The sequence below is a fragment of the Pseudoalteromonas sp. SG41-2 genome (assembly GCF_014164535.1).
In the GTDB taxonomy this organism is placed as follows: domain Bacteria; phylum Pseudomonadota; class Gammaproteobacteria; order Enterobacterales; family Alteromonadaceae; genus Pseudoalteromonas; species Pseudoalteromonas rhizosphaerae.
In genome coordinates this window covers 1-600 of the sequence record NZ_JACJFK010000112.1, presented here as the reverse complement: position 1 = coordinate 600, position 600 = coordinate 1, and the positions used below count along the sequence as shown (strand labels likewise).

Annotated in this window: 1 protein-coding gene; it reads left to right on the top strand. The window is 41.5% G+C overall.

From position 1 onward, the window contains the following. Nucleotides 1-255 (top strand): immunity protein YezG family protein (locus H5186_RS22685; protein ID WP_182795057.1); only part of this gene is annotated, 255 nt, incomplete at its 5' end. Nucleotides 256-600 lie beyond the last annotated feature (345 nt).

Below are 600 nucleotides of genomic sequence, written 5' to 3'. Positions count from 1 at the left end.
TTAAATTGCGAAGATGAAAACGTACTTGAATGCAAAGCCCATTATCAAACTGCTGCTGATACAAGCGAACAGCCGATTACCGTGACGGACGAGATAGTCGATTTATTCAACACCCTATTTGAAAAAGCCACCCAACACCAACCAGAAAACTGGACACGCGCTATTTTTACCATTAATCGCCAAGGTCAATTTAATCTCAACTTTGAGCGTGATAATAATGATGATGACGTTATTACCGCACAACAAACACATTAATTCATAACCTAGATTCAAATAAATAATTTACCGCTCTTTAACAACATGGATATTGTTAGGCTAGGCACTAACAGAATCTAAAGTTAGCGCCCTAGCCTTTCATTTTTGCACAAGTAAATTCGAGTCTACGCATTCGTAGCAGCGGGTTTACCCCGCGACATAATTCCCCCGCAGCCCACAACGAATTATTATTTGATGATAAAGCCAATGACAGCAACGAATCGATGGAAGCCGCTATTGCAGTCTTCCGGCCCTTTACCCAACGAAAGTAGGCAAAGGTGACCCTGTTCAGTATTTACGTAAAATAAACTGGCAAGACTTAGGCAAACAAGCCGCCAGTGAAGT